Below are 22401 nucleotides of genomic sequence, written 5' to 3' on the forward strand. Positions count from 1 at the left end.
TCAGCTCTCCCTTGCGTCGTTCGCCAGGCTCGAAGACCAGTCGGCCGGCCAGGTGAAATGGACCGAAAGGCCCTGGCCTCCGGGACCGTCCGCGAGCCAGACGCGGCCGCCCTGACGCTCGACGAGCTTTTTCACGATCGCGAGGCCCATGCCGCTGCCCTCGACCTCGTCGCGCGGGCGCAGCGTCTGGAACATGCCGAACACCCGTTCGCGAAAGCGCGTCGGAACGCCCGGCCCGTCGTCGCTCACCGAAAATTCGATCATCTCGCCGCGTTTCGTCGCGTCGACGACGACATGGCCCTGATGCGGCCGGTCATGATGCTTGATGGCGTTGCCGATGAGATTCTGCAAGGCCTGAGTGAGCGGCGCGCGCGGCGTGACGAGCGTCGGCAGGCGAGACGCGCCCGAGATCGAAAAACCTTCGGGCGGGCTCACCAGTGCGGCGAGCTCGGCGACGAGCGCGCCGACGTCGACGCTTTCGGCGCTGAGATCGCCGCGGCCCGAGCGCGAATAGGCGAGCAGGTCGTCGAGCAGGCTCTCAAGCCGCCGCACGCGGCTCTTCAAAAGCTCCATGTTCGAGGCGACGTCGCCCTCGAGCGCGCCCTCGAGGTCCTCCTCGATCCAGGTGACGAGATTCTCGATGCCGCGCAGCGGCGCCTTGAGGTCGTGCGAGGCGACATAGGCGAACTGTTCGAGCTCCTCGTTCGAACGGCGCAGGTCCTGCGTCTGGCGCGCGAGGCGCAGCTCCATCTGCTTGCGGTCGGTGATGTCGGTGAACAGGGTGACGACGCCAAGCGTCGCGCCGCCCGGCCCTTTGTGCGGCTGGAACACCGCCTCGAGCGAGCGCCAGCCCACGCCGCGCCTCAAAAGGCGGCATTCAAAGCGCGCCGCCTCGCCGCCAAGAGCCGCAGGCAGGGCCTCGTTCGCGCCCGGAAAGCCCGAAACGCCGAAGAGATCGTCGAGCGCGCGTCCGCGCGCGTCCTCGACGCGCGTCGCGCCGAAGTCGAACCAGCGCGAAAACTCGTCGTTCAGAAAGCCGACGCGCCGTTGCGCGTCGACATAGCCGACGAGCGCCGGCAGCGTGTCGGCGGTGGCGCGCAGGAGCGAGGCGCGGTCGAGCTCGATCAGCTTCAGGCGGAACACTTCGACCGCGCGGGCCATCGCCCCGACCTCGTGGTCAGCGGGTCGACGATCAGGCGACGCACGGCGAGGGCGACGAGGCCGCAGATGACGAGCACCACCAGCGCGCCGAGCACCGAGACGACCGTCGCGCGGCGGGCGACCCGCGCGACCGTTTCGCTCTGAACCGTGAGATTGCGGTTCTCGGCCCGCTCGATCGCGGCGAGCTTTTCGCGGAAGGCGTCGAAGCGGCGCCGGCCCTCGCCCGCCCGCTCGATGTCTTCGGCGAGGCCGCGCGCCTCGCTTTCGGGCGCCGCCAGAATTTTCTGGGCGACGTTGACCTGCCATGCGCGCGCCGCCGCCTCGGCCTCGGCGAAGAGCGCCGATTGCGCCGGCGCGTCGGCGAGCTTTGCGCGAAGGTCGACGACGGCGCGCTCGAACGCCGCCGCGCCGTCGCGATAGGGCTCGAGGCTGTTTGCGTCCCGGGCGAGCAGATGGCCGCGAATCCCCGCCTCCTGGTCGAGCATCGACGAGCGCAGCGCGTCGAGCGCGCGGATCATCTCGAGCGAGCGGGTGCGCGCGTCGATCGCCGCGCTCAGCTCGCGCAGCGCGCCGAAATTCGCGACGCCGGTGAGAATCACGGTGAGGGCGATCGCCGCCATGGCCGCGCCGAGCGTGCGCGAAAGGCTGAAGACTTGCGCCTGTTTCATGCCGGGGAACACCATCGCCGCACAAGGACTTCCCGCTCTACCACGCCGGATCGGGCGCGCAAGCGCGGGGCGCGCGGCAAGGCGGCGCTTGCGCTCCGTGACTACACATGTAATGTTATTACATTACATCATGCCGGAGACGCCGCCATGTCCCTCATCCGCCCTCTCTCCGTCTTCGTCCTTGCGGCAGGCGCGCTCGCGGCCGCGCCGCGCGCGGCCCTGGCCGATCCGGCGGCGGCGGACGCGATCGCGCTCGACCCTGTCGAGGTCGCGTCGCGCGAACTCGACGCCGCGCGCACGGCGATCCAGCCAAGCCTCGGCGCCGCGACCTACAGATTCGACGAAAACGACGTCAAGAACATGCCGCAGGGCGAGAACGCCGCCCTGAACCGCGTGCTGCTGCGCGCGCCGGGCGTGGTCCAGGACAGCTTCGGCCAGATCCATGTGCGCGGCGACCACGCCAACGTGCAATACCGCATCAACGGCGTGCAGCTGCCCGAGGGCCTGTCGATCTTCGGGCAGGTCCTGCAGACGCGGATCGCGCGCGAGATCACGCTGATGACCGGCGCGCTGCCGGCGCAATACGGCTTCCTGACCGGCGCGGTGGTCGACATCGAGGCCAAAACCGGCCGGTCGAACCCTGGCCTTGGCGTCACGGCCTATGGCGGCTCCTTCGCATGGGCGCAGCCGAGCGTTGAATATGGCGGGCGTCATGACAATGTCGACTGGTTCCTGACCGGCGAATACCTGCAAAACCGGCGCGGCGTCGAAAATCCCGCGCCGACCTTCGACGCCGCGCACGACCAGACCTCGCAGCTGCGCGGCTTCGCGATCATGAACGCGACGCTCGACGCGGACACGCGCGTCAGCGTGTTCGGCGGCGCCTTCAGCGGCTATTTCCAGATTCCCGCCGTCGCCGGCCTGACGCCGGAGCTCGGCTTTTCGCTCGGCGGCCGCGATTCGGCCGACAGCGCGCGCCTCAACCAGTCGCAGGTCGAGAATACGCAGTTCGGCGCGTTGGTCTACCAGAAGAGGCTCGGCGAGGTCGACGCGCAGATTTCGGCCTTCGTGCGCAACAGCGCTCTCTCCTATGCGCCGGACACGGCCGGCGAACTCCTGTTCAACGGGATCGCGCAGTCGGCGAACCGCGAGAATTTTTCGGGCGGCGCGCAGGGCGACGCAAGCTGGCGCGTCGCGCCGGACCACACGCTGCGCGGCGGATTTCTGGGCCAGGCCACGCGCGTGAGCTATGGCGCGTGGACCAACGCCTTCGCCGTCGACGCCGAGGGCGCGCAGGCCGCCGGCGCTCCGCTCGCCTTCTCGTATGGCGAAGCGCGCACGGGCGGGCTCTACGGCGTCTATCTACAGGACGAATGGCGAGTCGCGCCTCAGCTCACGCTGAACTACGGGCTGCGCTTCGACGGATTTGACGGTCCCGTGAGCGAGACGCAGCTGAGCCCGCGCGTCAACGTCGTGTGGACGCCGACGCCGGCGACGACGCTGCATGCGGGCTATGCGCGCTATTTCGTGCCGCCCGCCTTCGACCGCATTTCGTCGGGCGCGATCGCGCTTTACGCCGGCACGAGCGCCGCGCCGGCTCTCTATCTGAACGATCCGGTCCGCAGCGAACGCTCGCATTATTTCGACGCCGGAATTTCGCAGGCGCTCGCGCCGGGCCTCGCCATCGGCGTCAACGGCTATTACAAGCTCGCCCGCAACCTGCTCGACGAAGGCCAGTTCGGCGCGCCCATCATCCTGTCGGGCTTCAACTATGCGCGGGCGCAGGTCGGCGGCGCCGAATTCACGGCCAGTTATTCGGGCGAAGGCTGGACCATCTACGCCAACGCCGCGTGGTCGCGCGCGATGGGAGAGGACATCAACTCCGCGCAGTTCAACTTCGATCCGCAGGATCTCGCCTACATCGCGCAACACTACATCCATCTCGACCATGACCAGACCTGGACCGCCTCGGCCGGCGCCTCCTACGCCTTCAACGCGGACAGCCCGTTCGCGACGCGCGTCTCCGCCGACGTGCTGGTCCAGAGCGGCCTCAGGACCACCATCTCGAACGTGCCGAACGGCGCCTCGCTGCCGCAATACGCCGTGGTCAATCTCGGCTTCGTGCAGAAGCTCGGGCGCGGCTTCGGCGAGAGCGCGGAGGCGCGGCTCGACATCCTGAACGTGGGCGACGCGCGCTATCAGATCCGCGACGGCTCCGGCGTCGGCGTCGGCGCGCCGCAATGGGGCCTGCGCCGCGCCGTCCTCGCCGGTCTGACGCAGCGTTTTTAAGTCCGCCGGCAGGGCGGAACGACCGCCGCCGCATCCGACTTGTGACAGTTTTATAACGCCTTTCGCCCCGTTTTTCGTCCTGCCGCCACGGCCTGACCTCTGCTAAGAAGCGGGGCGGGCGTAACAGGCGCCAGCGGAGGGCGACATGGATTTTTATCGGCGCTTCACCTTTCTCGTCTGCGCGCCGGCCTTCGACGAGAAAGACCTCGAAGGGCTGCGCGTGCAGCAGATCGTGGCCGCGGTCGAGCGGCTCGGCATCGAGGTCGTGCGCGCGCGGCGCATCGAGGACGCGGAGCTCGCCGTGCAGACCGACGCCGCGATCGGCTGCATGGTGATCGACTGGGGCAAGAAGGGCTTTGAGGGCAAGACCGCCTCGCTGATCAACCTCATGCGCCGGCGCGGCCTTGACATGCCGATCGTCATTCTGGTGCGGCGCAAGCAGTTCGAGGACATTCCGGTCGAAGTGCTCGACTTCATCGACGGCTATGTGTTCCTTGCCGAAGAGACGCCGGAGTTCATCGCCCGCAACCTCGTCAGCCGGCTCAAGCAATACGCCGACACGCTGAAGACGCCGTTCTTCGGCGCGCTCGTCGACTACGCCGAGGAAGGCAACCAGCTGTGGACCTGCCCCGGCCACAATGGCGGCGTGTTCTACAGCCGCAGCCCGATCGGGCGCATTTTCGTCGAGCATCTCGGCGAGGCCGTGTTCCGCGACGACCTCGACAATTCCGTGCTGGAGCTCGGCGATCTTCTGACCCACGAAGGCCCGGCGCTGCGCGCGCAAAAGGAGGCGGCCGCGATCTTCGGCGCCGAGAAAACCTATTTCGTGCTGAACGGCACCTCGACCTCGAACAAGATCGCGCTCTCCGCGCTCGTCGCCGAAGGCGACCTTGTATTGTTCGACCGCAACAACCACAAGGCCGCCCACCAGGGCGCGCTGGCGCTCGCCGGCGGCGTGCCGATCTATCTCGAGACCGACCGCAACGCCTATGGCCTGATCGGCCCGATCTACGCCGAGGCGCTCGACGAAACGCGCCTGCGCGAAAAGATCCGCCTCAACCCGCTCGTCAGGGACCCCGAAGCCTGGCGGCGCGAACGCCCCTTCCGCGTCGCCGTGATCGAGCAGTGCACCTATGACGGCACGATCTATGACGCGCGTCAGATCCTGCGCCGCATCGGCCATCTGTGCGATTACATTCTTTTCGACGAAGCCTGGGCCGGCTTCATGAAATTCCACCCGCTCTACCGCGGCCGTTTCGCCATGGACCTTTCCGATCTCGGGCCGGCCTCGCCCGGGATCCTCGCCACGCAATCGACCCACAAGCAGCTCGCGAGCTTCTCGCAGGCCTCGCAGATCCATGTGAAGGACGAGCATATCAAGGGCCAGGACCGGCGCGTCGGACACCGCCGCCTCAACGAGGCTTTTTTGCTCTACGCCTCGACCTCGCCCTTCTACCCGCTGTTCGCCTCGCTCGACGTCGGCGCGCAGATGATGAAGGGCCGCTCGGGCGTGGTGTTGTGGGACGACACGATCCGGCTCGGCGTCGAATTGCGCAAGAAGCTGCGCGCGGTGCGCCGCGAGTTCATCGAGAAGGAGGTCGACCCGGCGCGCAAATGGTTCTTCGACGCCTTCACGCCGGACCGCGTGCCGGCCCCGGGCGGCGAGGGCGAGATCGCCTGGGAGGAGCTCGCCACCGACACGCTCGTCGGCGACGCGCGCCTCTGGGCCTTCGCGCCCGGCGCCCGCTGGCACGGCTTCGCCCATGTCGAGCCCGATTTCGCCATCACCGACCCGAACAAGCTGACCATCCTGACGCCGGGCTTCGACGACGCCTCGGGCGACTATCAGGCGCATGGGATTCCGGCGCCGGTCGTCGCCCAATATCTGCGCGAGAACCGCATCGTCGCCGAAAAGAACGACCTCAACTCGCTGCTCTTTTTGCTCACGCCGGGCGTCGAATCGAGCAAGGCCTGGACGCTGCTCGGCGCCCTCGTCGCCTTCAAGAAGCTGCATGACGACAACGCCCGGCTCGAGGACGTCTTTCCCGAATTCGTGCGCGCCCGGCCGGCGCGCTATGCCGGCCTGCGGCTGCGCGACCTCTGCGCCGAGATGCACGCCTTCTACCGCGCCTGCGGCGTCAGCAAGCTGCAGAAGGCGATGTTCGAGCCCGCCCGCCTGCCGACGCCGGTCCTGACGCCGATCGAGGCGACGCGGGCGCTGACGCGCAACAGGGTCGATTATCTGCCGCTCGACGAGATCGCCGGCCGGATCGCGACCACCCTGTTCGTGGTCTACCCGCCGGGCATCGCCAGCGTCGTTCCGGGCGAGCGCATTTCCGCCGATTCGCCCGCCCTCGCCTATCTGAAAATGTTCGAGCGCTCGGCCAATCTCTTTCCGGGCTTCGAGGCTGAGATCCAGGGCCTCTACCGCGAGCGGGCGGCCGACGGGACGATCCGCTTCTTCACCTATGTCGCGCGCGAATAGGCCTCAGCCCTTCAAACCGTCGCGCGAAAAAGCTAGGCTTTGGCCATGCACACACCTGTCAAAGCCTTCATCTTCGACCTCGGCGGCGTCCTCGTGCGCCATGACAACGCCCTGCTCTATGACCGGCTCGCCGCCTGCTGCCCGGACCCCGCAGGGGGGCGCGCCGCGCTGATCCGCGCGCTCGAGGACGAGGCGATCGGCACGGGCGCGCTCGGCGTGCCCGAGCTGCACGCGCGCCTTGTCGCGGAACACGGCTTTTCGCAGGGCTTTGCGCCGTTCCTCGACCTGTGGAGCTGCCATTTCAGCGCCGAGCCCGACATGGAGGATTTGCTAGGCGCGCTCAAGACGCGCTACCGCGTGTCGATCTTCTCGAACACCAACGCCGCGCATATCGAGCATATCCGCGCGCGCTATCCGGCCTTTGGCGCGGTCGACGCGGTTTACCTCTCCTATGAGCTCGGGCTCGTGAAGCCGCATGCGGCGGCCTTCCGCAAGGTGCTGGAGCTTGAAGGCCTCGCGCCGCAGGACTGCGTGTTCGTCGACGACCGCGCCGACAATACGGCGGCGGCGGCGGCGCTCGGCATGAAGGCCGTGACCTTCACCGACCGCGCCGCATTGGAGGCGGCCGTCGCCGAATTCGGCGTCGCCGTCGACGCGTGAAAAAGGCGCGGCTTCCGGCCGCGCCCCGCAGTTTTCAGACTGTCCGGACGTTTCAGACCGGCGGAGGCCGCTCAGGCCGCCGCCCGCTTCGGCGCGATCAGCTTGCGGTTGACGAGCGTCTCGGCGATCTGCACGGCGTTGAGCGCCGCGCCCTTGCGCAGATTGTCGGAGACGCACCAGAGCTGCAGGCCGTTCTCGACGGTCGGGTCCTCGCGGATGCGCGAAATATAGGTCGCGTCCTCGCCCGCCGCCTCATGCGGCGTGACATAGCCGCCCGGCTCGCGCTTGTCGATCACGAGGCAGCCCGGCGCCTCGCGCAGGATGTCCCGCGCCTCGTCGGCGGTGATCGGCTGCTCGAACTCGATGTTGACCGCCTCCGAATGGCCGATGAACACCGGCACGCGCACGCAGGTGGCGGCGAGCCTGATCTTGGGGTCGAGGATCTTCTTCACCTCGACCATCATCTTCCATTCCTCCTTGGTCGAACCGTCCTCCATGAACACGTCGATCTGGGGAATGACGTTGAAGGCCATGCGCTTGGGGAACTTCTTCGATTCGACCGGATCGGACACGAAGACGGCGCGGGTCTGGGCGAACAGCTCGTCCATCGCCTCCTTGCCGGCGCCCGAGACCGACTGATAGGTCGAGACCACGACGCGACGGATCTTCGCCCGGTCGTGCAGCGGCTTCAGCGCGACGACGAGCTGCGCCGTCGAGCAGTTCGGGTTGGCGATGATGTTCTTCCTGCCGAAGCCCGCGATCGCGTCGGCGTTGACCTCGGGCACGATCAGCGGCACGTCCGCGTCATAGCGCCAGGCCGAGGAATTATCGATCACGACGCAGTTCTGCGCGCCGATGCGCGGCGAGAATTCGGTCGAGACCGAGCCGCCGGCCGACATCAGGCAGATGTCGACGCCGCTGAAGTCGTAATTGTCGAGCACCTTGCATTTCAGGACCTTGTCGCCGAAAGAGACTTCCGTCCCGATCGAGCGCGAGGAGGCGAGCGCGATCACCTCGTCGACCGGAAAGCGGCGCTCGGCCAGAATGTCGAGCATCTCGCGGCCGACGTTTCCCGTCGCGCCGACGACGGCGACCCTGAAACCCATCTTGATCGTCTCCATGCGGCTGCGGCCGCCGTGCGCGTCAGGCCGCTCCGGCGCAAAAGCTGGAACGGCGCATGCGCGGCGCCCGCAGGCGGTCCGCGCGTCTTACGCAATAGGCATGCTCCGCAAAACTTTCAAGGTTTTGCGAAGCGCCGCAAGACGCGTCGAGGCGCGGGACGACGCGCTCAGGCGCGCGGCGCGACGCTTCCGCCGCGCCCAAGCATGGCGGCCGCGGCGTCCGGGCGGATGACGAGGCCAAGCGCCTCGCCGGTCCGGTTGAGCGCGAGCAGGCCAAGGAAGGCGGCCGCGTTGATCGCGAAGACCTGCCCCATGATCTCGGCGGTAAAAGCGCCGTGGCCGCCGCCCGTGGCGATGGCCATGGCCAGCAGCGCGGCCTCATAGACCGCGAAGGCCGCGAGAAAGGCGAGCGCGTAGCGCAACGGCTCGGGCGCCGGGAGCGCGCGCGCGGCCGCCCGCGCGGCGAAGGCGCCGCCCACGGCGCCGACGCCGATGGCGAGGCCCCAGCCGATGGAGTCGGCCGGATAATGCAGGATGAGGAAGCCGACCGCCTGGTTGGCGAACCAGACGAGGCCGATGAGCGCCAGCGCGGGCCGCGCCGGCATGGTCAGCGCGGCGAGCGCCGCGAAGGCGGCGAAGGGCGCGGCGCAGGCGAAGCCGAGGCTGAAGGCGACGCTCGCCGCGACGAGCGTCCCGATCCAGATCGGACGACGCCAGTCGGCCGAATGTTCGACGGAAAGCGGCATGATGGGGATTCCTCGCGAAGATGCTGGTTCGGCTCTCATAATAGACCATTCTGGCCGAAGGCGAACCTCACGCCTCCGAAAACGCCAAGGCCCGGCGCCTGAAACCCCAGCGGGTTCTGGTAGCGCAGGTTGAGCGCGTTCTCGATGCGCCCGAACGCCGTCAGCCCATGGCCGAAATCATAGGCGCCCGTGAAGTTGAGCAGCGTATAGCCGGGCGTCAAGATATAGCTCTCGCTTCCCGAGCGGTTCACGTCGCGCCACGGGCCCACGTAAAGCAGGTTGGCGGTCAGGAGCAGCCGCTCGGTCGCCTGCAGCGTCGCCGTCAGGCTGACCTTGTCGCGCGGGCGGCGCAGCAGGAACAGATCGTCGTCCTCGTTGATCGCCACCGTATAGGTGTAGTTGGCGACCACGCTGAAGCCGTCGAAGGGCGAAAGGCTCATGAAGCTTTCGAGGCCCTGGGTGCGCGCCTGGCCGACGTTCACATAGGACGTGAAGGTGCTGTTAAAGTCGATGAGATTTTTGATGTCGTTGTTGAAATAGGTCGCGCCGAAGGAGATGCGGCCCGGCAGCAGCGTCTGCTCGACGCCGGCGTCCCAGCCGACGCTGGTCTCGGGGCCGAGATCCGGGTTGCCGTAGAAATTGAACGCCGGATAATTATTGTAGAGCTGGTCGAGCGACGGCGCCTTGAAGCCCGTGCCGACGCTCGCCTTGAGCTTCGTGCCGGTTTCGGGAAACAGCAGCGCCGGCGCGACGCGGAAGGTGGCGCGGCCGCCGAACTGGTCGTTGGCGTCGTAGCGCACGCTGGCGGCGTTGAACAGGCGGCCGCCGAAATCGGATTGCAGCGTGACATAGCCGGCGGTGTCGCCGTTCGCCGCCCACAGCGGACTGCTGTTCGAGACGCGATTGGATTCGCGTTCGGCGCCGAAGATCAGCGTCTGCCCCTCGATCACGTTGAACCGGCCGAGATAATCGACCTTCACGCGCGAGCCGCTGTACAGGTTGCGCGAAATCGGATCGAAATTCGGGTCCATGACGTTGCGCGCGTAATCGACATAGGAGACGCCGACCGTATTGTCGAAGCGCCCGTCGAGCAGGGAGGCGTGGACGAAGACGCGGCTGAAGTTCTGGTTGGTGAAGCTGCCGGTCAGCATGCTTTGCGGGCCGACGAAATCGTCGCTCGTCGACCAGAGAGTCGCATTGGTGTAGCGCCCGACGAGACCGACGTCGAAGATCTCCGTGAGCTTCGCGCCGAGCCTGACCGAGAAGGTGCTGTTGTCATAGATGTTCGGATTGATCCCGCGCCCGGGCGGCACGAGGTTTTGCGGCGTCACCTCGACGTCGTTCGAGTAGAAATGGCCGTAGCCCAGGAAATAGCTGATGCGGTCGGTCGAGCCCGACACGCGGCCGAACTGGTTGAACAGGCCGAAGGATCCGGCCTCCGCGGTGACCTTGGCCTTCATCGGGCCCTCGCCCGGATCGGTGATGATGTTGACGACGCCGCCGATCGCGTCCGAGCCGTAAATGCCGCTCTGCGGCCCGCGCAGCACTTCGATCTGCGAGACGTCGAAATTGAGCACATGGGCGAAATCGAACGAGCCGTTCGGCGTCGACGGGTCGCTCACGTCCATGCCGTCGATCAGCACCTTGGTGTGATTCGAATTCGTGCCGCGGATGAACACCGAGGTCTGGCCGCCGGGCCCGCCAGTCTGCGCCACGTTGAGGCCTGGCAGGTCGCGCAGGGAATCCGGCAGGAGCCGCTGCTGGCGCGCCTCGATCTCTTCGGAGGTCACGACCGACACGCTGGTGCCGAGATCGCCTTTGGGCGTCGGCACGCGCGTCGCGCCGACGACCAGGATCTCCGGCAGTTCGGCCGGCTGCGCGGCCGCGGGCGCCGCGTCCTGCCGGGCGAGCGCCTGCGCGTCGGCGTCCGGCGAGACGCCTTGCGCGGCGGCGGCGGAGCCCAGGGCAAGAAGGGAGAGGGAAGATAACAGGAGGCGCCGGCGCGCGGCCGGCGAAAACAGGGAAAGACGGGTCATGGGCCTGCGGCGACGTGGTTGCGCGTCACTGCGAGCCAAGGCCGGCGCGGCGCCCTTGCGGGCGTGCGCCTGTCTCCGCCGGGGCACCCCGCCCGACGCGCCCGCGCGTGACCACGGTCGATGGCAGGTCTCCTGGCTCGCGGGTCGTCGCTTCGCGCCGCCTTCCCGGTTTCCCAGTGGCGTCCTGGCGCGTCGCTCGCCGCTTACAGTTGCGGGGGCAGCCGCGGAATTGAGCGCAAGGCCCGCACCGCGTTCCCTTTTGATCCCTTGACGGGAACCATCGAACGGATGATGGCGGAGCTTCACGGAAGCGTCAACGCGGCCGCGGCGGCGCGCCGCAAAGACGCGCGCAAGCGTGGCGCCGCGGGCACAGCGCAGGCCTTGCGCGCACCGTCATCAAGCCGTGACAAGTCCCCGGCGGCAGGGCTAGATTGACGCCGCCGCGCAAGGCGGCGCACCGAAGCTCGATCGAACGGGCCGGCGACGAAAAATGAACAGGCGCTCCTTTCTGCGGCTCGGCCTCGCCGGCGCGTTCGTCGCGGCCCGGCCGCCCGGGTTGGAGGACGCCGCAGGGAGAACGCCGGTGAAGACGCTGTTCGTCACCCATCCCGCCTTTCTCGAACACAAGCCGGGCGTCGGCCATCCCGAGCGGCCCGAACGCGTCTCCTGCGTCGAGGCGGCGCTCGCGGCCCCGGCCTTCGACGGCCTATGCCGCGCCGAGGCTCCGCTGCGCGACGACGTCGAGGCGGCGATCCTGCGCGCCCATGGCCCCGAGCATCTTTTGCGCGTCAAGGCGGTGGCGGGGGCCGGCGAATTTCCCTACGCCTTCGACGGCGACACGTCAGTTTCGACCGGCTCCTTCGAGGCCGCCTATCGCGCCGTCGGCGCCGGGCTCCTCGCCGTCGACCGGCTGTTCGACCCCGCGCGCGAGACGGTCAACGCCTTTCTCGCCGTGCGCCCGCCCGGCCATCACGCCGAGCGCGGCCGCGTCATGGGCTTCTGCCTGTTCAACAACGTCGCCTGCGCCGCGCTCTATGCGCGCAAGCGCCATGGCGTCGGCCGCGTCGCCATCGTCGATTTCGACGTGCACCATGGCAATGGCACGCAGCAGATCTTCTGGGAGGACCGCGACGTCTTCTTCGGCTCGACGCATCAGATGCCGCTGTTTCCCTATACGGGCGAAGTCTCGGAGACCGGCGTCGGCAATATCGTCAACGCGCCGCTGCGCGCGGGCGACGGCGGCGACCGTTTCCGGGAGGCGATGGCGGCGCGCATCCTGCCCGCGCTCGACGTCTTCCGGCCGGACCTGATCCTCATTTCGGCGGGCTTTGACGGACATTTCGCCGATCCGCTCGGCGACCTGCGCCTGCGCGAGGAGGATTTCGCCTGGATCACGATGAAGCTCCTCGACGCGGCCGACCGGCTCTGCCACGGGCGGATCGTGTCCTTCCTCGAAGGCGGCTACAGCCTCGACGCGCTGGAGCGCGCCAGCGCCGCCCATGTCGGGGCTCTGATGCAGGCGGGTTGAGGGCGGGGCGGGCCGCGCCCTATTCGTCGTCCTCGGGGTCGCCCTGCGGCATCAGCATCACCGCCATGGCCATCTGCAGCCCGCCGAAGGTGAAGCAGAAGGACGCGCACAGGATGAACATCCACAGCCAGCGCTGCGACGAGGTCGAGATCAGCGTGCGCAGACGCGCGACGTCGGCGACGACCAGCACGAGCACCACCGCAAGCCCGATGGCGACGCCGATCAGCGCGTGGCGCAGCAGGAATTTCACATGGTCGGGCATGACGCTGAAACCTCGTCCGCGCCGCTCGCGACGGCGGTCCGCGCCGCGCTTACGTCCCGCCGGCGCCTCAGGGTCCGTCCCACTCTAGCACGGCGCGCGCAGGCCGGCAGGGCCATGCGCGCCGCGCGCAAATGCGTTATGAGCGCTGATCGACGATCTTTCCAGGAGACCTGCGCCATGTTTATCGCCATGAACCGTTTCAAGGTGCTGAAGGACGAAACCGCCGCCTTCGAAAACGTCTGGCTGACCCGCGATTCGCACCTCAACGAAGTGCCGGGCTTCATCGCCTTCCGTCTCCTGCGCGGCCCGGAGCGCGAGGATCATGTTCTTTACGCCTCCCACACGCTGTTTGCGAGCGAGCAGGACTTTGTCGACTGGACGAAGTCCGAAGCGTTTCGCGCCGCCCACGCCCAGGCCGGCGAGCGCAAGCCGCTGACGCTCGGGCGCCCCGAATTCGAGGGCTTCAACGTCGTGCAGTCGCTGGAGAAGGTTTCGGCCTGAGGGCGCAGCGCCGCCGGCCGGTGCTCAGCCGGCTTCGGCGCGCGCTGCTGAGCGGCGTCAGCGACACGCTCGCCTCGCTGCGCTTTGCGACCATCCTGCCGATCCCCGTGTTCGCCTTCGAGCGCGCGGATGGGGCCGATCTGTGGAGCTACGCCCGGGCGCTGCGCCTGCTGCCGCTCGCCGGCGCCACGGTCGGCGCGCTCGGCGCGACGACGCTTCTCGCCGGGCTCGGGCTCGGGCTCGGGCCGACGCTCGCGGCCGCGCTCGCCGTCGCCACCCTCGCCGCGGCGACAGGCGGCCTGCATGAGGACGGGCTCGCCGACTGCGCCGACAGCTTCGGCGGGTCGACGCGCGAGCGCCGGCTCGAGATCATGTCAGACAGCCGCGTCGGCTCTTATGGCGCGCTTGCGCTCGGACTTTCGCTCATCCTGCGCGTCGCCGCGGCGGCGACGCTCGCCGAACGCGACGCGGGCCTCGCCGCCGCCGTGCTCGTCGCGGCCGGCGCGCTCTCGCGCGGGGCGGGCCTCGCCCCGCTGGCCCTTCTGCCGCCGGCGCGCGACCGCGGCCTCGCCCATTCGGCCGGACGGCCGACGCCTAGAAACGTCGCCGCGGCGGCGGCGCTCGGGGCGCTCGCCTGCGCCCTGCCCCTCGCATTCGGCGCGCCTCTGGCGCAGGCGGCGCTCGCTCTCGGTCTCGTCGTCGCCGCGGTCGCCTGCGCCTGCGCGCTCGCCCGGCGCAGGCTCGGCGGCCATACCGGCGACGTCGCCGGCGCGACGCAGCAACTGGCCGAGATCGCCACGCTCGTCGCCTTCTGCGCGCGTCCCTGAAACGAAAAACGCCGGAAAGACTCTTTCCGGCGTTCATTCAGGATCAAGGCTGGCCGCCGGCGGGGGCTCAGAGCCCCGCGAGATATTGCGTCGGATCGACCGGCGTCGCGCCCTTGCGCAGCTCGAAATGAAGCTGCGGCGAGGCGACGTTGCCGCTCTGGCCGGAACGGGCGATGACCTGCCCGCGCTTGACCGTGTCGCCGCGCTTGACCTCGATGTCGCTGTTGTTGGCGTAGGCCGAGACGAAGCCGTTCGGGTGGCGGATCAGCACGAGATTGCCATAGCCCTTGAGCTCGCTGCCGGCGTAGGCGACGACGCCCTCCTCCGCCGCCTTGACCGAGGTGCCTTCGGGCACGGCGATGTTGATGCCCTCATTGCCGCCCGGCTTGAAGTTCTGGATGATGCGCCCGCGCGCCGGCCAGCGGAATTCCGGGCCGCCGGCGGATTTGGCGCCCGTCTCCTCGGGCTCCTCGGCCCTGGTTTCCGGGGCGGCCTCGGCCTTGGCGAGCTTGACCGGCTCGGTCTTGACGCGCTCGGCTTTCGCCGTCTCGACCTTGGGCTGGACCTTGGCGGTTTCGAGCTTCGTCGCGGCGGCCTTGTCGGCCTGCGCCCTGGCGAGCTCGGCCTTGGCGGCGGCGGTTTCGGTCTTCGCGAGGGCGAGCTTTTTCGCGGCGTCGGCCTTCAGCGCGTCGGCTTTGGCGACATCCGTCCTGGCGAGCGCCTCATTTTTGGCCTGAACCGTCGTCCGGCCAAGGCTCTGGGCCTCGGCGACCGGCCTGCCGGCGGCCTTCGCCGTCTCGCCGAGCTTTTTCGGCGCCTCGGCGACGAGCGTCGTGGCGCGGCCGACCGTCGCCATGGGCTTCGCGGCCACGACATGGGCGGCGGGCAGCGGCGCGGCGGCGCGCCCGGCCTTCTGCGCCGCTTCGGCGAAATGCTGCGGCGCGGCCTGCGCCACCGCGGCGCCGGCGGCGTTATAGACCGGGATCACGAGGCGCGAGCCGGGCTGGACCTGCGCCGCCGAGGAAAAGCCGTTGGCCTTGACCAGCGCGTCGGCCGGCACGCCATAGCGCCGCGCGATGGTTTCCGCCGTCTCGCCGGGCTGAACCGAGATCGGCGTGCCTCCGGCGGCGGTCCAGCCGGGCGCGGCGGGGGTTCTGGGCGTGGCGACGGAGGCGACGGCGGGGCGAGGCGCGGCGGGCGCGAGCGGCGCGGCGACGGGACTTCCGAGCGGGCGCGCCTGCACCGGCGTCACCGGCGCCGAAATCTGCGGGGCCGGCGCGATGCTCGAGGTCGGCGCGGGATCGGTCGCCTGCGACGTCTGGAACGGATTGCTGAACGGGTCGGAGAGACGTTCCGAACCCGCGCAGCCCGCGAGCGCTCCGGCAGACGCCCCGATCAGCGCAAGCCGCAATGCGAAGCGCGAGCAAACCACCGAAGCAAAATGACTCATGACGGAACCCACCGACGCGGAAGCTATGGCGGCATTAAAGGTCGGGGCGGTTAAGGACGGGTTTAAGGTGAACGGCGCTTCAACAAAAAGGGAGAAACATTAAGCGTCGCGACGGAAAGCCGCGCGCGACGACGCCTTTTTGCTTCGCCGGGCTCAGGTTCGCTTCGCCGGACTTCAGGCTTGGGCCGAAATCACAGGAGGCGCGAGCGTCCGGGCACGATCGGCTGCAGCCGGCAGGGACAGATCGACGTCATGTCGAGGCCGCCGGCGCCCCGCGTCAGGCGCACGATGCGCCGCCGCAGCGGCGCTCCGCGCTCGGGCCGGGCCATCACCATCACGCCGTCCGGCGCGAGCGCCGCCACGAGCGCGTCGGGCGGCTCGGCGAGCGCGCCCTCGACGAGGATGCGGTCGAAAGGCCCGGCGAGCGGCCCGGCGACGAGGCCGTCGTCCCACAGCACGCGCACATTGGCCGCGCCCTGCTCGCGCAGCCGCGCCGCCGCCTCGACCGCGAGCGTCTGGAAGCGCTCGATGGTCAGGACGCGGGCCGAAAGCCGCGCCATCAGCGCCGCGGCGTAGCCCGAGCCCGTGCCGATCTCGAGCGCGCGATGCTCGGGCGACAGCGACAGCGCCTCGATCATGCGCGCCGTCAGCCAGGGCTCGGGCAAGGTCTGGCCGCAGCGCAGCGGCAGGGCGAGGTGCCGGCGCGCGAGATCCTGGTAGCGGTGCGGCGTGAAGGCTTCGCGCGGGACGCTTTCAAGCGCGCGCAGCACGCGCACGTCCTGGATGCCGCGGGCGCGCAGCTCGAGCAGAAAGGCGGCGCGGCCGGCGGCGGCGTCCGTCAATCGTCCATCAGCTCCTGGGCGTAGCGCGTCAGCGTCGGCGCGTCGGTGAGGTCGATGCGCAGCGGCGTCACGGCGATGCGGTTCTGCGAGATCGCTTCAAGGTCTGCGCCCTGCTCGGGCTCGGAGCGGCGCCGGTCGAAGGCGATCCAGTAATAGGGGTTGCCGCGCCCGTCATGGCGGGCGTCGATGTTGACGAAATAGCCGCGCCGGCCCTGCGCCGCCACCGCGACGCCGCGGGCCTCATCGGGGCGACAGGCCGGGAAATTGACGTTGACGAGCGTGTTCTTGGGCACGCCCGCCGCCAGAATCCTGCGGATCAGCGCCGGCGCGTGGACCCTCGCGCAGTCCCACGGAATCGCGTCGCGCGCGCCGCGCGCATAGGCCTGCGACAGGGCGATCGCGGGCAGGCCCAGCACCGCGCCCTCCATGGCGCCGGCGACGGTGCCCGAATAGATCACGTCCTCGGCGACGTTCTGGCCGCTGTTGACGCCCGACAGGATGACGTCGGGCGGCGCGTCGGCGAGGATGCGCCGCGCGCCCATGATGACGCAGTCGGTCGGGGTGCCCTTGACGGCGAAGCGGCGCTCGCTGATCTGGCGCAGCCGCAGCGGGTCGTTGAGGGAGAGCGAATGGGCGACGCCCGACTGGTCGCTTTCGGGGGCGACGACATAGACGTCGTCGGACAGGCGCGCCGCGATCTCCTCGAGAACGCCGAGGCCCGGCGCATGGATGCCGTCGTCGTTCGTCACCAGAATGCGCAAGCGGCCGCTCCCCCCGTCGTTCAGGACGACGTGTTTCGTGTAGAGGAGCGCGTCTGGAGCGTCAAACGCGGACGCCGCAGGCGGCGGCGGGCGACGCGGCGATGCGCCGCAGGCAGGGTTCGCCGAGCGGGACGCCCGTCAGGCGGGGCCGGCATGTAAGGAGAAACTGGTAAGGAGAAACTGGGCCGCGGGCCGGAGCCGGCGCGTCAATGGCCGCAGGGCGGCGCGCTCGAAATCTCGAGGCTCGACAGCGCGCCGGCGAGGACAAAATCGCCATAGTCGAGCTTCAGCGCGCGCGAAACGCCGTTCTGGTAGAGATCGAAGGCGAGGACGTAGCTCGGGCCTTCGTCCTTCTTGCCGGTCTCGAAATAGCTGATCGAGACGGGCCAGCGCGTCAGCCCCTCGAGCTCGGGAATCTGCGCCGCCTTTTCTTCGGGCGGGGCGGTGGTGGGGCGGCCGATGTAGGCTGTCGTCTCGAACAGTTTTTCGCCGGTGTCGGAGCCGTCGAACACCTTGAGCTCGACAAGGTTCTCCCCGGCTTCGGCGGCGGCGATGATGCGCTTCAGATGCTCGGTCGGGAAGACGACGTCTTCGCCGAGCTCAAGGGTGCCACGGCGCGGCTTGGCCAGGCTGACGCGAACCGGCCCGGCGCCCGCCGCCTTCGTCGCCTTGCCGTCGACGGTGTCGGCGGGCTCGTTGTCGACGCGGGTGCGCATCTTGAAGTCGAAGGTCCGCCCGTCGGCGTCCTCGAAGGTCGAGGACTGCATGTCGGAGACGCGGGTCGGCCCTTCGGCGGGCTGGAGCTCGGTCATCTGGCGGAAATTCTGGACATAGCCGTCGCAGGCGGAGCCGCCGAAATCGAAGGCGATGCGGCCGTGCGCGGCGGTCGGGCTTTTTGCGCCGACCGATTTCGCGAGCGTGAGGTCATAGACCGCCCGATGCGGCGCGAGGACCACGTCGGCGCCGGGACGCCCGTCGAGCCGGCCCATGCGGACGGGGCCGGATTTCGCCGCTTCAGCCGCGACGGCGCCGGCGCAGAGGCCGACGACGCAGGCCACGGCTCCAAAGGACGACAGGCGGGCGCGCAGAAGCTGCATGGCTGGTTTCCCTCCCGCCCGCGTGGCGGCGCATGTTTCGACAATCTGCTTTTGACGATCCGCGCGCGGCGGGGGATCGGCTTCCGCCGGCGTGTGCGCGGCGCGTGTTCCAACCCGGACGCGAAGACGCCAGCCGGGCCAAGTTAAGATTTATTTCACGCATCCGCAATCTACTGGACGCGCGGAGCAGGCCTGAGTTTAGACCAGATTGCGGCGAGCCTGTGACCAGACGGCGCGCCGTCTGCCTCCCACGCCTGTCGCGGCGCGTTATTTCTCAAACGGTTCCAACCTATGCTGGCGTTTGCGCGACTGGATGGCGAGTGTTGACGAATCAGCCTAATTTTACCTTAAATTTTACCCGCTTCCGCCAGCTTCGCCCCTTCGGGCTCAGGCCCATGGTGCAGATGAAAGTCCGCATGCCGCGCCCGAAAGACGCACCCTGTCTAAAGGACATGCCTTGCGCAGCGCTTGCGCGCGCCTTCGCCGCGGCCGCGGGCCGCTCCATGACGCGTGTCCGTTCGTGACGCGCGCCTTCACGCCAGCATTTCAATCAAAGGTCAGCCATGAGCAGAACGGAAGAAAAACTCAAGGCGCTCGGGGTCGTCCTGCCGACGCCGGCGACGCCGGTCGCAAATTACCTGCCCTTCGTCGTCTCCGGCGCCTCGCTGGTGATTTCGGGCCAGCTGCCTTTCGGGCCCGACGGCCGACTCGCGCCCGAACACGAGGGCAAGCTCGGCGGCGCGGTCTCGCCCGAGGCCGGCAAGGCCGCGGCGCGGCTCTGCGTCGTCAATGTGCTGGCCCAGGCGAAGGCGGCGCTCGGCGATCTTGACCGGATCGTCCGCTGCGTGCGGCTCGGCGGCTTCATGAACGCCGCGCCGGGCTTCACCGCCCTGCCCGGCGTCATGAACGGCGCCTCGGATTTCATGGTCGAAGCCCTGGGCGAAGCCGGCCGCCATGCGCGCTCGACGGTCGGCGTCGCCGAGCTGCCGCTGAACAGCGCGGTCGAGGTCGAGGCCCTGTTCGAAATCCTGAGCTGAACAGCGTCTTCGTCGCCAGAGCGCGTGCGGCGGTCATCGCGTCGTCAACGCGTTCCAACATCTTGTCTTTACGTGTTTTCTTAACGTAAAAGTCTGCAACTTTTACTGAAAATGCGCTAACGACGCCGTCAAGACGTCGCGCCAGCTTCACGACGTCGGGCGTAGCCTCGTCGACCGGCTCCGATGCGATCCGGCCGCAACCCGCCCCAGGCCGCGGCGGGGCGCTCCGCGCTCCGTCCTTGTCCGCCTGCCCGCCCCTCGCGCCCGTCCCGGGAGCCGAAGATGAAGCCGCGCTTCGACCCGCATGCGCCGTTCTGGCTCACGGCGCGCCCGATCGCCCATCGCGGGCTGCATGGGGCCGAAAAAGGCGTCGTCGAGAACACGATCCGCGCGGCGCAGGCGGCGATCGCCAGAAATTACGCGATCGAATGCGACGTCGAGCTGACGCGCGACGGCGAGGCGGTCGTGTTTCACGACGACCGCCTCGACCGCCTGACTCAGGCGACGGGCAAGGTCGGCCATTTTTCGCTGCGCGAGCTCGAAGCGCTGCCGCTGCGCGACGACGCGGCGGCGCGCATTCCCTCGCTGCCGGCTTTTCTCGCGGCGGTCGCCGGGCGCGCGCCGCTCGTCATCGAGATCAAGAGCCGCTTCGACGGAGATTTTCGCCTCGCCGCCCGCGTGCTCGAAGCGCTGTCGGCCTATGACGGGCCGGCGGCGCTGAAAAGCTTCGATCCGCTCGTCCTCGCCTTTTTGCGCGCCCGCCGCGCGACCCGGCCGCTCGGGCTCGTGGCGCAGGCGGCCTATGAGGCCGAGGACTGGCCCGAGCTCACGCCGCGCCAGCGGCGGCTTCTCGCCGCCCTGGCCGATTTCGCCGAGGCGCGGCCCGATTTCCTGTCCTTCAACGTGAAGGACCTGCCGCACGCCGCGCCGACGCTCTGCGCGCAGGCGCTGGGGCTCGCGGTGATGACCTGGACCGTGCGCGACGCCCATGACCGCGCGCGCGCCGAAGCGGCCTCCGCCCAGATCGTGTTCGAGGGGTTTGCGCCCTGAGCGGCGCGGCTCAATGGGCGAGCGCGGCGCGGGCGCTGTCGGTCAGAAGCCGGCTTTTGACGAGAAAGTTGATCGAGCGTTCGGTCGCCTCGGCGCCGTCGCCGCGGAACTGGCTCACGCCCTCGGCCAGAACCTTGCCGCTGGCGACGTCGACGATGGCGACGTCGAGCGTCGAGATCAGGCTCGAGGCCTTGTGGATGGTCGAGACCACCGCGAACCGGGCGCCGGCCTCGCGCGCGATCGGCAGGTAGCAGCCTTCGCATTTGTAGAAGGGCTCGGCGGCCGCGATCTTGTGGTCGAACATGGCGAGATCGACCGGCCGACCGACGCCTTCCGCCTCGAGCGTGCGGGCGAGGCTTTCCGTCGCGCGGCCGAGCCGCTCCGCCTCGACGACGCCGTGCGGCGGCGCGACCGTCCCGCTCGTGTCCCAGAGCTCGACCGGAAAGATTGCGAGGCATGGCGTCTCGTCGACCTGCGCATGGGCTGCGCCGGCGCAGACGATCAGGGCCCAAAACCCCGCGACGACGATGCTCGGCCTCTTCATATCTCTTCCCCGGCGCGTCGTTTCAGCCTTCAGCGAAATGGCGCGCGCGCCCGCCGGTTTCAAGCGGGCGGGCCGTTTCTCGCGCCGTTTTGAGCCGCCTGCGCGCCGGGCGAGAGGGCGCCCCCTAGCCCTCCCGGGCGGCTTCGGCCGGGCGGTTCGCGGCGCTGCGGTCGACGCGGGTATAGAGCGTATAGGACGGGTCGAAGATGAATTTCAGGAGCAGCGCCGTCCAGGAGCGATGATATTTCAGATGGTCGTAGAACTCGGGCGCCATGCGCTTGAGCGCCGGCAGGCGGCGCCACGGCACGTCCGGAAAGTCGTGATGCTCGTTGTGATAACCGATGTTGAGCGCGAGCCGGTTCAGCGGCCCGTAATAATCGAAGGTCTCCTGCGCCGGGTCATGGGTGAAATGCTCCTGCACCCAGCGCGCGCCAAGCGGATGCAGCCCGCCGATCGAGAACCAGAAGGAGGCGAGCAGATAGACGAGCGCGTTGGGGCCAAACAGCGCGACCATCAGAATGTCGAAGGCGATGACGCAGGCGGCGTTGACATAGGTCCAGCGGCCCCACATCGGCACGGTGGCGCGCAGGCGCCCGAGCCGCGCGAGCTGGAAGGGCGCGAAGAAGAACATCCAGGCGGCCTTGCCGAGCGCGCTGCGGCCGAAGGTCCGCGCCTCCCAATGGCTTGGCAGGTCGGCGTCATAATCATAGTCGCCGAGATGGGAATGATGCTTGATGTGATAATAGCGGAAGCCCATGGCGGTCGGCGCGCCGTTCGGCAGGTCGGCCAGGATGCCGACCCATTTGTTCCACACCGGCCGCGCGAAAATGGCGTTGTGGCAGGCGTCGTGGATGACGACGAACATGGCGTGGTTGGCGAAGGCGCCGACGAAGATCGCCACGAGGACCGCGAGCCACCAGTAGGAGAGGCCGAGCAGGCCCATCGTCGCCGCGATCGCGATCTGGCCGGCGACGACGCAGGCGGTGACGAGCGCCGTGAACGGGTCGTGGCCGATCAGCGCCTTGACCTCGGGGTGGGCCGCGAGAATGGCGCGGCGGCGGATCGGATGCGGGCGCGGCTCGCGCGTCTTGAGGAAGCCGTCGGGCGCGGCGTCCCGCGCGTCGCCGGCGCTGAAATCTGTCACATGCAGATTCATTCTTCTCTCCTGAAGATGGACCACGCGCAGATTTACGGCGATCCGCTTCATGTCGATCTGATCCAGCGCAGATCGGCGATCAATTCAAGCTACGGCGTTTTACTTTAAGGCCGGCCCGCGTGATCGGGCGATGCTTGAATTCTTCTAAAGGCGGGCGGTTGCGCCGCCCTTCGACACAGA

At 68.8% G+C, this 22401-nt stretch carries 20 protein-coding genes and 1 riboswitch; of the genes, 8 read left to right on the forward strand and 12 right to left on the reverse strand.

Features of this window, described 5'->3' with window-relative positions; genetic code table 11:
* Window positions 1-1161 carry an ATP-binding protein gene (locus tag ACILRB_RS05855; protein WP_395665356.1) on the reverse strand — a complete coding sequence of 387 codons (1161 nt, stop codon included), beginning with the start codon at window positions 1159-1161 and terminating at the stop codon, window positions 1-3.
* Entirely contained in the window at window positions 1131-1829 is a 699-nt protein-coding gene (locus ACILRB_RS05860) for a CHASE3 domain-containing protein (RefSeq protein ID WP_395665357.1), read from the reverse strand. Before ACILRB_RS05860 ends, ACILRB_RS05855 begins: the two co-directional genes overlap by 31 nt.
* Window positions 1830-1976: 147 nt before the next feature.
* Between ACILRB_RS05860 and ACILRB_RS05865 the strand changes: the two genes are divergently transcribed.
* The 3 genes from ACILRB_RS05865 to ACILRB_RS05875 all read left to right on the forward strand — a co-directional run bounded on the left by ACILRB_RS05865 (window position 1977) and on the right by ACILRB_RS05875 (window position 7263).
* Window positions 1977-4118: a TonB-dependent receptor gene (locus ACILRB_RS05865; RefSeq protein WP_395665358.1), complete on the forward strand. Its 2142-nt coding sequence runs from the start codon at window positions 1977-1979 to the stop codon at window positions 4116-4118.
* Window positions 4119-4263: 145 nt separating this feature from the next.
* On the forward strand, window positions 4264-6603 hold the full coding sequence (locus tag ACILRB_RS05870; protein WP_395665359.1) for an Orn/Lys/Arg decarboxylase N-terminal domain-containing protein: 2340 nt from the start codon (window positions 4264-4266) through the stop codon (window positions 6601-6603).
* A gap of 45 nt (window positions 6604-6648) precedes the next feature.
* Window positions 6649-7263, forward strand: coding sequence for an HAD-IA family hydrolase (locus tag ACILRB_RS05875; protein WP_395665360.1), 615 nt, complete (start codon window positions 6649-6651; stop codon window positions 7261-7263).
* Between the two features lie 71 nt (window positions 7264-7334).
* On the opposite strand, the gene ACILRB_RS05880 is transcribed toward ACILRB_RS05875, so the two are convergent.
* The 3 genes from ACILRB_RS05880 to ACILRB_RS05890 form a co-directional block, all read right to left on the reverse strand.
* Entirely contained in the window at window positions 7335-8369 is a 1035-nt protein-coding gene (locus tag ACILRB_RS05880) for an aspartate-semialdehyde dehydrogenase (protein WP_395665415.1), read from the reverse strand.
* 182 nt (window positions 8370-8551) lie between these two features.
* Entirely contained in the window at window positions 8552-9130 is a 579-nt protein-coding gene (locus ACILRB_RS05885) for a hypothetical protein (RefSeq protein WP_395665361.1), read from the reverse strand.
* 35 nt (window positions 9131-9165) lie between these two features.
* On the reverse strand, window positions 9166-11166 hold the full coding sequence (locus ACILRB_RS05890) for a TonB-dependent receptor plug domain-containing protein (RefSeq protein ID WP_395665362.1): 2001 nt from the start codon (window positions 11164-11166) through the stop codon (window positions 9166-9168).
* 104 nt (window positions 11167-11270) lie between these two features.
* Window positions 11271-11463: riboswitch (cobalamin riboswitch) on the reverse strand.
* A 193-nt stretch (window positions 11464-11656) separates the two neighbouring features.
* Here ACILRB_RS05890 and ACILRB_RS05895 point away from each other — a divergent pair.
* Window positions 11657-12694, forward strand: coding sequence for a histone deacetylase family protein (locus ACILRB_RS05895; RefSeq protein WP_395665363.1), 1038 nt, complete (start codon window positions 11657-11659; stop codon window positions 12692-12694).
* Window positions 12695-12713: 19 nt separating this feature from the next.
* Here the strand turns inward: ACILRB_RS05895 and ACILRB_RS05900 are convergent, their stop codons facing one another.
* Window positions 12714-12956, reverse strand: coding sequence for a hypothetical protein (locus ACILRB_RS05900; protein WP_395665364.1), 243 nt, complete (start codon window positions 12954-12956; stop codon window positions 12714-12716).
* Between the two features lie 177 nt (window positions 12957-13133).
* On the opposite strand from ACILRB_RS05900, the gene ACILRB_RS05905 reads away from it, so the two are divergent.
* The gene (locus ACILRB_RS05905; protein ID WP_395665365.1) at window positions 13134-13457 is read left to right on the forward strand and encodes an antibiotic biosynthesis monooxygenase family protein; all 324 of its coding nucleotides are present in this window, start codon (window positions 13134-13136) and stop codon (window positions 13455-13457) included.
* A 20-nt stretch (window positions 13458-13477) separates the two neighbouring features.
* Complete coding sequence (locus ACILRB_RS05910; RefSeq protein WP_395665366.1) at window positions 13478-14284, forward strand: adenosylcobinamide-GDP ribazoletransferase; 807 nt, start codon at window positions 13478-13480, stop codon at window positions 14282-14284.
* Between the two features lie 67 nt (window positions 14285-14351).
* Here ACILRB_RS05910 and ACILRB_RS05915 read toward each other — a convergent pair whose 3' ends face one another.
* From ACILRB_RS05915 to ACILRB_RS05930, 4 genes are all read right to left on the reverse strand, one after another.
* Entirely contained in the window at window positions 14352-15734 is a 1383-nt protein-coding gene (locus tag ACILRB_RS05915) for a peptidoglycan DD-metalloendopeptidase family protein (RefSeq protein ID WP_395665367.1), read from the reverse strand.
* A 191-nt stretch (window positions 15735-15925) separates the two neighbouring features.
* Window positions 15926-16576, reverse strand: coding sequence for a protein-L-isoaspartate O-methyltransferase (locus ACILRB_RS05920; RefSeq protein WP_395665368.1), 651 nt, complete (start codon window positions 16574-16576; stop codon window positions 15926-15928).
* Window positions 16573-17337, reverse strand: coding sequence for a 5'/3'-nucleotidase SurE (surE, locus tag ACILRB_RS05925; protein WP_395665369.1), 765 nt, complete (start codon window positions 17335-17337; stop codon window positions 16573-16575). Before surE ends, ACILRB_RS05920 begins: the two co-directional genes overlap by 4 nt.
* Window positions 17338-17543: 206 nt before the next feature.
* Entirely contained in the window at window positions 17544-18434 is an 891-nt protein-coding gene (locus tag ACILRB_RS05930; protein WP_395665370.1) for a cell envelope integrity EipB family protein, read from the reverse strand.
* Between the two features lie 563 nt (window positions 18435-18997).
* On the opposite strand from ACILRB_RS05930, the gene ACILRB_RS05935 reads away from it, so the two are divergent.
* A complete protein-coding gene (locus ACILRB_RS05935; RefSeq protein WP_395665371.1) occupies window positions 18998-19471 on the forward strand; it encodes a RidA family protein in 474 nt (157 codons plus the stop codon).
* 282 nt (window positions 19472-19753) lie between these two features.
* Complete coding sequence (locus ACILRB_RS05940) at window positions 19754-20521, forward strand: glycerophosphodiester phosphodiesterase family protein (protein WP_395665372.1); 768 nt, start codon at window positions 19754-19756, stop codon at window positions 20519-20521.
* 10 nt (window positions 20522-20531) lie between these two features.
* Here the strand turns inward: ACILRB_RS05940 and ACILRB_RS05945 are convergent, their stop codons facing one another.
* Together ACILRB_RS05945 and ACILRB_RS05950 are read right to left on the reverse strand one after the other, a co-directional pair.
* Window positions 20532-21065: a DUF3280 domain-containing protein gene (locus ACILRB_RS05945; RefSeq protein ID WP_395665373.1), complete on the reverse strand. Its 534-nt coding sequence runs from the start codon at window positions 21063-21065 to the stop codon at window positions 20532-20534.
* A 124-nt stretch (window positions 21066-21189) separates the two neighbouring features.
* A complete protein-coding gene (locus ACILRB_RS05950) occupies window positions 21190-22221 on the reverse strand; it encodes a fatty acid desaturase (RefSeq protein WP_395665374.1) in 1032 nt (343 codons plus the stop codon).
* Between the last annotated feature and the right edge of the window lie 180 nt (window positions 22222-22401).

The organism is Methylocella sp., assembly GCF_044226135.1.
Lineage (GTDB): Bacteria > Pseudomonadota > Alphaproteobacteria > Rhizobiales > Beijerinckiaceae > Methylocapsa.

Excerpts from the sequence above, each read along its gene's own strand:
- ACILRB_RS05855 (WP_395665356.1), bottom strand. The coding sequence starts at position 1,161 with ATGGCCCGCGCGGTCGAAGTGTTCCGCCTGAAGCTGATCGAGCTCGAC.
- ACILRB_RS05860 (WP_395665357.1), bottom strand. The coding sequence starts at position 1,829 with ATGAAACAGGCGCAAGTCTTCAGCCTTTCGCGCACGCTCGGCGCGGCC.
- ACILRB_RS05865 (WP_395665358.1), top strand. The coding sequence starts at position 1,977 with ATGTCCCTCATCCGCCCTCTCTCCGTCTTCGTCCTTGCGGCAGGCGCG.
- ACILRB_RS05870 (WP_395665359.1), top strand. The coding sequence starts at position 4,264 with ATGGATTTTTATCGGCGCTTCACCTTTCTCGTCTGCGCGCCGGCCTTC.
- ACILRB_RS05875 (WP_395665360.1), top strand. The coding sequence starts at position 6,649 with ATGCACACACCTGTCAAAGCCTTCATCTTCGACCTCGGCGGCGTCCTC.
- ACILRB_RS05880 (WP_395665415.1), bottom strand. The coding sequence starts at position 8,369 with ATGGGTTTCAGGGTCGCCGTCGTCGGCGCGACGGGAAACGTCGGCCGC.
- ACILRB_RS05885 (WP_395665361.1), bottom strand. The coding sequence starts at position 9,130 with ATGCCGCTTTCCGTCGAACATTCGGCCGACTGGCGTCGTCCGATCTGG.
- ACILRB_RS05890 (WP_395665362.1), bottom strand. The coding sequence starts at position 11,166 with ATGACCCGTCTTTCCCTGTTTTCGCCGGCCGCGCGCCGGCGCCTCCTG.
- ACILRB_RS05895 (WP_395665363.1), top strand. The coding sequence starts at position 11,657 with ATGAACAGGCGCTCCTTTCTGCGGCTCGGCCTCGCCGGCGCGTTCGTC.
- ACILRB_RS05900 (WP_395665364.1), bottom strand. The coding sequence starts at position 12,956 with ATGCCCGACCATGTGAAATTCCTGCTGCGCCACGCGCTGATCGGCGTC.
- ACILRB_RS05905 (WP_395665365.1), top strand. The coding sequence starts at position 13,134 with ATGTTTATCGCCATGAACCGTTTCAAGGTGCTGAAGGACGAAACCGCC.
- ACILRB_RS05915 (WP_395665367.1), bottom strand. The coding sequence starts at position 15,734 with ATGAGTCATTTTGCTTCGGTGGTTTGCTCGCGCTTCGCATTGCGGCTT.
- ACILRB_RS05930 (WP_395665370.1), bottom strand. The coding sequence starts at position 18,434 with ATGCAGCTTCTGCGCGCCCGCCTGTCGTCCTTTGGAGCCGTGGCCTGC.
- ACILRB_RS05935 (WP_395665371.1), top strand. The coding sequence starts at position 18,998 with ATGAGCAGAACGGAAGAAAAACTCAAGGCGCTCGGGGTCGTCCTGCCG.
- ACILRB_RS05940 (WP_395665372.1), top strand. The coding sequence starts at position 19,754 with ATGAAGCCGCGCTTCGACCCGCATGCGCCGTTCTGGCTCACGGCGCGC.
- ACILRB_RS05945 (WP_395665373.1), bottom strand. The coding sequence starts at position 21,065 with ATGAAGAGGCCGAGCATCGTCGTCGCGGGGTTTTGGGCCCTGATCGTC.
- ACILRB_RS05950 (WP_395665374.1), bottom strand. The coding sequence starts at position 22,221 with ATGAATCTGCATGTGACAGATTTCAGCGCCGGCGACGCGCGGGACGCC.